This window comes from Snodgrassella sp. W6238H11 (genome assembly GCF_016100525.1).
Taxonomy (GTDB): Bacteria; Pseudomonadota; Gammaproteobacteria; order Burkholderiales; family Neisseriaceae; genus Snodgrassella; species Snodgrassella alvi.
On the sequence record NZ_JACFSH010000003.1, the window covers coordinates 314,703 to 324,757 of the forward strand.

8 protein-coding genes and 1 tRNA gene are annotated in these 10,055 nt (G+C 39.8%); 6 read left to right on the forward strand and 3 right to left on the reverse strand.

What is annotated here, in order from left to right; all coding sequences use genetic code 11:
* Positions 1–765: 765 nt before the first annotated feature.
* The 3 genes from H3V00_RS07825 to tsaA all read right to left on the reverse strand — a co-directional run bounded on the left by H3V00_RS07825 (position 766) and on the right by tsaA (position 3,167).
* Positions 766–1,125, reverse strand: coding sequence for a hypothetical protein (locus H3V00_RS07825; protein WP_025331816.1), 360 nt, complete (start codon positions 1,123–1,125; stop codon positions 766–768).
* 102 nt (positions 1,126–1,227) lie between these two features.
* On the reverse strand, positions 1,228–2,145 hold the full coding sequence (gene lpxC / locus H3V00_RS07830; protein ID WP_198207427.1) for a UDP-3-O-acyl-N-acetylglucosamine deacetylase: 918 nt from the start codon (positions 2,143–2,145) through the stop codon (positions 1,228–1,230).
* A 302-nt stretch (positions 2,146–2,447) separates the two neighbouring features.
* On the reverse strand, positions 2,448–3,167 hold the full coding sequence (tsaA, locus tag H3V00_RS07835) for a tRNA (N6-threonylcarbamoyladenosine(37)-N6)-methyltransferase TrmO (protein WP_084586830.1): 720 nt from the start codon (positions 3,165–3,167) through the stop codon (positions 2,448–2,450).
* A 908-nt stretch (positions 3,168–4,075) separates the two neighbouring features.
* Between tsaA and H3V00_RS07840 the strand changes: the two genes are divergently transcribed.
* From H3V00_RS07840 to H3V00_RS07865, 6 genes are all read left to right on the forward strand, one after another.
* Positions 4,076–4,825, forward strand: a complete 750-nt coding sequence (locus H3V00_RS07840; RefSeq protein WP_025329661.1) for an electron transfer flavoprotein subunit beta/FixA family protein — start codon at positions 4,076–4,078, stop codon at positions 4,823–4,825.
* A gap of 11 nt (positions 4,826–4,836) precedes the next feature.
* Positions 4,837–5,781, forward strand: a complete 945-nt coding sequence (locus H3V00_RS07845; protein ID WP_198207429.1) for an electron transfer flavoprotein subunit alpha/FixB family protein — start codon at positions 4,837–4,839, stop codon at positions 5,779–5,781.
* Positions 5,782–5,958: 177 nt separating this feature from the next.
* Positions 5,959–7,011: a low specificity L-threonine aldolase gene (locus H3V00_RS07850; protein ID WP_198207431.1), complete on the forward strand. Its 1,053-nt coding sequence runs from the start codon at positions 5,959–5,961 to the stop codon at positions 7,009–7,011.
* On the forward strand, positions 7,008–7,616 hold the full coding sequence (locus H3V00_RS07855) for a YigZ family protein (RefSeq protein ID WP_084548537.1): 609 nt from the start codon (positions 7,008–7,010) through the stop codon (positions 7,614–7,616). The genes H3V00_RS07850 and H3V00_RS07855 overlap by 4 nt, the downstream gene beginning before the upstream one ends.
* Before the next feature lie 70 nt (positions 7,617–7,686).
* Complete coding sequence (gene purD / locus H3V00_RS07860; protein ID WP_198207433.1) at positions 7,687–8,967, forward strand: phosphoribosylamine--glycine ligase; 1,281 nt, start codon at positions 7,687–7,689, stop codon at positions 8,965–8,967.
* An 877-nt stretch (positions 8,968–9,844) separates the two neighbouring features.
* Positions 9,845–9,918, forward strand: a tRNA-Gly gene (locus H3V00_RS07865).
* Positions 9,919–10,055: the final 137 nt, after the last annotated feature.

Here is a 10,055-nt window from a genome sequence, read left to right on the forward strand (position 1 = left end):
TGGTTACTCCTGATTTAGAAATCATGCCGTAAAACAAATTTTGGATAACTTAATAAAGTTAAGTTAAAAATTAAGATAAATCTTTAAGTAATATAACATAAATATTTGTTTGCATGTAGTAAACAACATAGAAAAACACTTAACAAAACTGTTGGCTTATGATTTTTTTTTATGAGTAAGCAATTGAATTTTTATCAGATTATTTTTTTTAATTTTATATATGTATGTTTATTAAATACTTTGTTTAGATATTATTATTGTCTTATTAACACCACAACAATAATAGTTGCAGTTTGTCTGAAAGAGCAAATATGAATTATTTTAAATAAAATTTTCTGAACAAAGAATAAATTTAATTAGAATAATACAAAAATTAGCATTTCATGTTTGAAACTTAAGTTAATAGTTATATTTTCTTTATCTGGTATCAGTTACTTTTTTATATTACTGAAACAGAAATTTTATTTACAATTATATGCAATGTACTTAAAAAATGATTTCATTTTTTATTTATCAAGTACACATTATTTTTTTGCTTATACTGGAAGTAAATAAAATATAGATTTTATTAACAACGTTCAGTTTGGCAAATGTATTTACTCTAAAAACAAAATGCAGTGTTAATATATTTGTAATTATAAACAATATAATAATTCTCAGCATAATGATATATCTGAGTTACAAAAAACACGCCATCAATAGTAAATAAACTAACAATTTTAATTATAATATTTTGATTTTCTAATTAAAATTATTAAAATAATTCTATTGTTCCATTTGTTTTTCAACATCAATCAGAGCCCGGCGGGATAAAGCCAGATTAGCCCTGCTGTTATCAAGTACAGAATACAAAAACAGGCTGCCAAGTTTTTTCAGCGGCCGGATCAGATGATACTGCTGCCCGAGCGTAATCAGTATATCCTCAATTTCGTCATTCAGCTCCAGCATCTGCATAGTTTTGATTTTAGAGCGGATAACTTCGGTACTGCTGGCAGCAGCAATTTCCAGATCAATTTTATTGATGGCATTGCCCGCCATCAGCATACCATTATCGTAATCAACCACTGCCGCCGCCAGTGCACCTTCTACGTTAAGTAATTGCGCTACAACAGCTTGATAGTCCATTCTTTTACATCCCGGAATAGTTAATTAAACCGGAGAATAATTGTCCGGTCGGTTAATCTGATAGTTTTGTCAAAATAGTATAACATAATCTGTACATAAATATCAGGCAGCCTGAGGCAGATGATGGAAGGCAGAGGGCAGCTGCCGGTCATGCGGAAATGTTACCCATTCATACGTTTCGGGCTGTGCCAGTAATTGCCGCAATAATGCATTATTAATCGCATGACCGGATTTATGACCTTCAAAAGCGCCGATAATCGGATGTCCGAGTGTATAAAGATCACCAATTGCATCCAGAATTTTATGGCGGACAAATTCATCAGGATAACGTAAGCCTTCAGGATTAAGCACATCTGTATCATCAATTACAATTGCATTGCTCAGATTTCCGCCCAGCCCCAGATTATGGCTGCGCATCAGTTCTACTTCCTGCATAAAACCAAATGTCCGTGCGCGGGAAATTTCATCAACATACGACTGTCCGGCAAAATCTATCGTGAAAGTCTGATTACTGCGATTGAATACCGGATGATCAAAATCTATGGTTAAAGTAACCTGAAACCCCTCATACGGAGTAAATTTTACCCATTTATCTTCTTGCGACAGCATTACCGGCTGTTTAATACGTAAGAATTTTTTTTCAGCAGGCTGATCAATAACACCCGCATCCTGCAAAAGATAAATAAAAGGCAGGCTGGAACCATCCATAATGGGGATTTCCGGAGCATTGAGCTCAACAATGATATTGTCGATTCCATAGGCAGCGAATGCCGACATAATATGCTCAATGGTGCCGATACGAATACCGTCCGGAGTAACAACTGTAGAAGATAAACGGGTATCGTTAATCAGTTCAGGAATCAGCGGCACAATACGGCCAAGTTCTCCGTTCAGATCAGTGCGGCGAAAACGGATACCGCTGTCAGATGCAGCCGGATGCAAACTCAGTCTTACCCGCTCTCCGGAATGCAAACCTACTCCGGTAACACTGATACTTTTTGCTAATGTGCGCTGCAGCATATTCTGTTCCTGATCAATCTGATAATCCAATAGTAACGAATTTAACCGGTAAAAGTAATGAATTTTGCCAAACAGTGGATAAATTATTGCTATCAGAATTTATTTCTGCCAATTATCCACAGAAAGTATTATCAGCAGAAAAGTTATCCACATAATCCACAAATCATACTCATCCGCAAATAATAAGTTATCTACAATTAAATAGGTGATTTTTTAATACTATTTTTACTTTTCCACAGGATGTATGGCTTCGTCTTTGTCTTCATCAATTTATTATTTATATTTTTATTTGAATAATAATTTTAAATTCCGACATGTTCACGTAATCCGGTTACTTCAACAGTTTTATCTCTGAATTGAAATAAAACATCAAAATTACCCAGATGCATAACAAAAACTTTGTCTGTATGGTGCTGATGCACCGGTCGCGGATCCTGGGCCAGACTTTGATTAACTAATTGAAAATATTCAGAATCTAATGAAAAAAATTGCATTTGATTTAATGCATGCTGTGACCAGTGAACTGTCAGTAATTCGCGTTCATGTGCAAAACTGCTATGTGCATAAGGTTTAGCCTCAACAAACGGAATATAGGGTTTGATATCAATTACCGGTGTCTGATCGAGAAAATCCACACCGCTTACATACAATCGAATCTGTTTATTACATTCAATTCGCTCTAGTTTTACCAGTGATAAACCTAAATGATTAGGTCGGTGCGGACTACGGGTTGCAAAAACCCCTTTTTTTTCTTTACCTCCTAATTTTGGCGGTCTGATCAGAGGTTGCCAGCCGTCTTTAATGGTGGCATGAAAAATAAACTGAACCCATATATATTCATAATCACTTAAACCGCGTACACATTCAGCAGTAAATTCTGTGGATAAATCGATATATGCCTGAGCTGCCGGTACCAGTCCGGGCTGCCGGGCAACTCCGAATTTTTGTTTATAGGGAGAATTAATGTAACCAATCGGGCGAATTGTCCAGTGCGGACCGGAATTTTCAGAAGATGCGGGCATAAAACGTACAAAATATGATTAATCAGAACAGGTATATTGTACGGTAATTAGTATATTTCTCTGTATATAAATTGTGGATAAAATAATTAATTTATTGTTTTTATTATGCTTAAATTAATCATTAAATGAGTTTCATTTGATATCCGATTACTTAAGTTATGCACGGAATCATAATATTCTCGTTTAAATTTTTGATAAATATATTTTTATTATTTACTGTTTTATACTGATTTCCGTATAAATTCGAAACAGCTTGTTTATCTGGCAGTATTACTGATTTATTAGCTGTTTAAAAGTATATTTTCTAATTAAAAATATTATTAATAACGATAAACAGACCATTATGATTGTGGATAATTTAATTTTTAGTGATAAGTGAATTTCTGTGGATTTTAATCTTGTATGGAAATGTCTGATTCATGATTTCAACCAGAATAAATTATTAACCCGGTATTCCGGACTCGTAGCCTGAAGACCTGCCTGTGGATAAATATAACAGAGTAGGGGAGTGGTTAACTATATGATTTTAATATTATAAAAAATAATTGTGTTGAATTGCGGATTTTAAGTTGCAATGGTTTTATTTCATACCGGAAATTAGACTGAATTGATCTGTTTATAGCTGTTGATTATTTTTTACAGAATTAAAAATTATTGTACACAGTGATTTTAAAACCGGCCGGATAAAGTTATCCACAAATCATATTTGAACAGTAAAATGATATTTCCAACTGAGTGTCGGCAGTTTATCTGTATTTCTGTTACTATATCCGGTTAAGTATAAATTGATAGTAGCAATTAAATTACACTGATTAGCTGATTTATCTGTATTGCGGTGGTTAATCTGCAATCAGAATACCGGTAATCACTGATGATTGCCGGTTATGATTAATCTAAGGGTGGTTCAGATGAAAATATTGGTAGCGGTAAAGCGTGTTGTCGATTACAACGTGAAAGTACGTGTTAAACCTGATGAATCAGATGTGGATATTGGCAATGTGAAAATGTCGATGAATCCGTTTGATGAAATAGCTGTGGAAGAAGCTGTACGTTTAAAGGAGGCCGGTAAAGCCACTGAGGTGGTGGTGGTATCTTTAGGTGTAAAACAGTGTGAAGAAACCTTGCGTACAGCTCTGGCAATGGGTGCTGATCGTGCCATTCATGTTGAAACAGATGAAAAGCTCGAGCCGCTGGCCGTGGCTAAGTTATTAAAAGCCGTGGCCGAAACCGAGCAGCCGCAGTTATTGTTGCTGGGTAAGCAGGCAATTGATGATGATGCCAATCAGACGGCACAAATGCTTGCCGCTTTAATGCAGTTTGCTCAGGGTACTTTTGCCAGCAAAATAGAGCTTAAAGCAGATGAAGTGCTGGTTACCCGTGAAATTGACGGCGGACAGGAACAGCTGGCGCTGAAATTACCAGCTGTAATCAGTACTGATTTGCGGCTGAATGAACCTCGTTATATCAAGCTGCCGAATATTATGCAGGCAAAAAAGAAACCGCTTGAGAAAAAAACAGTAGCTGAGCTGGGTGTGGATATCAGCCCGCGGTTAGTACAGTTAAAGGTAACTGAACCTGCTGAGCGGGCTGCCGGCATCCGAGTTGGAAATGTGGCCGAGCTGGTAGACAGATTGCATCACGAAGCAAAAGTCATTTAAAGGAGATATTAATGTCTGTATTGATTATTGCTGAGTATCAGCAATCCTGTCTGGATGAGGCCACTTTGCATGCTGTATCTGCGGCACAGCAACTGGGGGAAATTGATATTCTGATAGCCGGGCACAATGTAGCCGGTATCGCTGCCCAGGCACAGCAAATTAGCGGGGTACGAAAAGTATTACTGGCTGATGCTCCTGACTATGCTCAGGTATTGGCGGAAGCAGTAGCTCCACTGGTAGTGCAACTTGCTGATTCATATGATCATATTATTGCAGCAGCTACTTGTTTCGGTAAAAATTTGTTACCGCGTGTTGCGGCTTTACTTGATTGTGCTCCTGTTTCTGATGTTGTTGCCATTATCGACAGTCAGACATTTGTTCACCCGATTTATGCCGGAAATGCTTTGCAAACAGTGCGTAGTGAACAATCGAAACAGTTGCTGACAATCCGGACTACCGCATTTGCTCTGGCAGAATCTGCTGGCGGGCAAGCGGCAATTGAATCTGTTGCCGCTGTTCCTGTGCCTGAATTAAGCCGTTTTATTGAACGTAAACTGACCAAATCAGATCATCCTGAGCTGACTACTGCTAAAGTGGTAGTCAGTGGCGGACGTGGTTTGGGCAGTGCTGAAAATTTTGCTGCACTTCTCAACCCGCTTGCCGATACCCTGAATGCAGCTATCGGTGCTTCACGCGCGGCTGTGGATGCCGGTTATGCTCCGAACGATTATCAGGTAGGGCAGACAGGGAAGGTAGTCGCACCGGAGTTATATATTGCTATTGGTATTTCAGGAGCCATTCAGCATCTGGCCGGAATGAAAGACAGTAAAGTTATTGTGGCTATTAATAAAGATGCTGATGCTCCGATTTTTAACGTAGCTGATTATGCGCTGGTTGCTGATTTAAATACTGCTGTTCCAGAACTGCTTGAACAGTTGAAGGCTCTCGGACATTAAATTGCTGATGGTTGTTGAATAATGTTTCACGTGAAACATTATTCAACAGTTTAGCCTTGAAACAAACGGGTAGAAAGTATCCGGTTTGCTGTAACTGATTGCCGGTAAACTGCCTGAATATATCCAGTATTCAGGCAATTTTTATGATATCTTTTATAAAAAATTCAGCTTAAAACGATGAACCGATTACATGATAATCAGAGTTATGCTTTTGCATCAGATAATTATTCAGGTGTTCACCCGAAAATCATCGAGGCACTGACAATTGCTAATGGCGGACATCAGCCTGCTTATGGTGCTGATGTGTATACGTTTGCTCTGCAACAGAAAATCAAACAGTTATTTGGTGAGCAGGCTGAAGCTTTTCCGGTATTTAACGGAACCGGAGCCAATGTTACCGCTTTACAAGCATTGTTGCCGCGCTGGGGTGCGGTGATTTGTGCGGAGAGCGCACATATTCAGTGTGATGAAGGAGTGGCGCCTGAACATCTGGCCGGAGTAAAGCTCCTGACGGTTGCTACTGATGATGGTAAATTAACCCCACAGCTGGTAGCCCGGCAAGCCTGGGGTTTTGGAATGGAACATCGTGCTCAGCCGGCAGTTGTGTATATCAGCCAGACTACTGAGCTGGGCACTTGTTATAGTGTGGCTGAAATCCGTGATCTGGCCGAATATTGTCATAAACATAATATGCAGCTTTATCTGGATGGAGCACGGCTGGCGAATGCACTGGTAGCGGAAAATACTGATGCCAGAACCATGATTACCGATACGGGTGTGGATATGCTTAATCTGGGCGGTACTAAAAATGGTATGCTGCAGGGCGAATGTATCATCAGTATGCGCGCAGATACTCATGCTGCTATGCCGTATCTGCGTAAAATTAATGCTCAGCTTGGCGCAAAAATGCGTTTTATTTCAGCACAATTTCTGGCATGGCTGGAAGACGATCTGTGGCTGGATCTGGCCGCCGGCAGTAATCTGATGGCAAAGCGGCTGGCTGCATCACTGGCCGCAATTGAGCAGGTATCGGTTACTCAAAAAGTTCAGGCAAATGCTATATTTGCAATATTACCTGCTAATGCTCGTGCCCGTTTGCATCAGCAGTTTCATTTTTATGACTGGGATGAAAGCAAAGGAGAGGTACGCTGGATGACCAGTTTTGATACCACAACTGAACAAGTTGATGCATTTGCGGCCGCTATCAGGCAGGCTGTTGCAGAAAAATGAGTACAATTTATCAATACACAACGCTGGCAGCACCGGCGCAGGCTGAATTTAAAGATAAGGGCAGCCGTTTTCTGGCCTTTGCCTATCCGGTGCAGGATGAATCAGAAATTCGCCAGTATGTGCAAACTTTGCGGGAACAGCATCACAAGGCACGTCATTGCTGTTTTGCATGGCGTCTGGGCGTAGATGGTAACCGTTATCGTGCCAATGATGATGGAGAACCTGCCGGGAGTGCCGGCCGGCCGATTCTCGGACAGATTGATTCTGCGAATATCACTGACGTTGTAGTGATAGTGATACGTTATTTTGGTGGTACTTTGCTGGGAGTGCCCGGGCTGATCCATGCTTATAAATCTGCTACTGCGGCAGCGATAGAAGCTGCTGATAAAATTTGTCTGGATGTATGCCGGCAATTATGGCTTTATTGTGATTATGCTCATTTGAGTGAAGCAATGCGCTGGTGCCGGCAGCAGCAGGCACAGATAATACAGCAGGATCTGCAGCAGCAGTGCTGTCTGTCTGTCCGCCTGCCGCTTGCTCAGCTGGAAAGCGGGCTGTCATCTTTACGCAAGCTGCGGATGATTGATGTTAAACTGGATAACTGAATATTACTGGTTAATGCTATAAAACGCAGCCGGCTGGCTGCATACACACCTTATTTTGGAGAAGGGGTATATGAAATTACTGGTTATCGGCAGCGGCGGACGAGAACATGCTCTGGCCTGGCGTCTGGCACAGTCTCCCAAAGTAAATACGGTTTATGTTGCTCCGGGTAATGCCGGTACTGCAACAGAACCAAAGCTGCTCAACCTTGCTGTAACTGATCATCAGCAGTTGATTGCCTTCTGTCGTGAACAGCAAATAGCATTTACAGTAGTCGGACCGGAAGCACCACTGGCAGCCGGTATTGTGGATGATTTTACTGCCGCTGGTCTGGCTGTTTTTGGTCCGAGCCAATATTGTGCTCAGCTGGAAAGCTCAAAAGATTTTGCTAAGGCGTTTATGGCCAGAACGGGTATCCCCACAGCTGCCTATCAGACTTTTACTGATGCTGAAGCTGCTCATCAGTATATTAGTCAGAAAGGCGCACCAATTGTTATCAAGGCTGATGGTCTGGCAGCCGGTAAGGGAGTGATTGTTGCCATGACACTGGCCGAAGCTCATCAGGCTGTAGATGATATGTTGCGGGACAATACTATGGGTGCTGCCGGTAGCCGGGTGGTAATCGAAGATTTTTTACAGGGAGAAGAAGCCAGCTTTATTGTTATGGTGGATGGTGAGCATGTTTTACCCATGGCTACCAGTCAGGATCACAAACGCCTGCTTGATTTCGATAAAGGCCCGAATACCGGCGGAATGGGTGCTTATTCTCCTGCACCGGTAGTGACTGAAGCTATACATCAGCGGGTAATGGATGAAATTATTCTTCCTGTAGTAAAGGGAATGCAGGCTGACGGCCATCCTTATCGCGGCTTTCTGTATGCCGGTTTGATGATAGATGATAGCGGAGCACCGTATACCATAGAATTTAACTGCCGGTTTGGTGATCCGGAAACTCAGCCGATTATGTGCCGGTTACAAAGTGATCTGGTGGAGCTGATAGAAGCTGCTCTGGACAGCCGGCTTGATACGGTGACCGCTGAATGGCGAGATCAGGCTGCTGTTGGTGTGGTACTGGCGGCGGCTGGTTATCCACAGGATCCGCGTAAGGGAGATGTAATTTCCGGGATTACTGAGGCTAATCAAACTGGAAAAGTTTTCCATGCCGGTACAGCGTTTAATTCCCAGCATGAACTGGTTACCCATGGCGGCCGGGTATTATGTGTAGTCGGATTAGGAGCAGATATCAAAACTGCACAAACCAAAGCTTATACTGCTCTGGCATCGATAAAATTTGCCGGTATGCAATACCGGCATGATATTGGTGCAAAAGCATTGAAAGCTATGGATAACTAAGTCTGATTTTTATATTTTATCCTGTTTATCAACAGATATTTTAATTATGTATTCTGTTTAGTTTAGCCGAACAGAATACATAATTTTTTGGCTAAACCAGATAATTAGTATGTACTATCAAATAATTAAGATAAATTTTGATTATGGTGATATTCAAATTTAGCTTAGCACCGGCAAATGATAAGAATATAAAACTGTAACTGAATCGATTCTGTGGATAAATATAAAAATGATGCTATGGATAAGGCTGTTTGTAGATTGATTACATCCTCAACAGTTAAAATAAATCGGCATATTCATTAATGATTTTGAGGAATCAGTATAAAACTGTTTTATGCCGAAAATTTGAACTGGTTTCAATAAGAGGATTTAAGTATCAGAATATTCTTTATTAACTGTGTATTATCAGCAATTATAATCAAAATTGAATATGACTTATTCAGATATCGATTATTGATAACAGACATTATATAAAATGATGGTTGTCATCAATACTGGATTGTCTGCACATAGTCATTTATCCAGTATTTATCCACAGTCACCGGGTTTCCGGCTAAAAATAACTGTTTTTGTATTCCGGCTTGTTTATCATCTATTTTATTTAAAAATATGCTGAAATTTTTCCCGACAAAGATATTAACTATCTGTAATTAGTAAATTTTAAATCAGGCAAAAATTTAACAGCCAGAGAAAATAATTTGTTGCAATTCTCAGTAAATTAACCAGATATTGAATATGCAGTGCTAAGTATAGCTGTACTTAATCCTGAATTTCTAAACCGGATAGAAGTGATATCTGGTTGTTTGGGACTAATAAGATTATAATAAATAAAATAACTTCTCGGTAACATTACCTACTTACAATAAGCGTTTTTTGAGCGGATATGATGTAGTGGTAGCATAACTGCTTCCCAAGCAGTTCGGGCGGGTTCGAATCCCGTTATCCGCTCCAGTAGACTAACTGTTATTTTAACTAATTAAGATAAATAAAATACTTATTAACAGTTTAGTTTTTAAAGCTTATAGTTTGAAAAACTGAATTTTTTAATTACTTTTTTTTGTTCGGGATATTATTTTTGTTTGATTTGT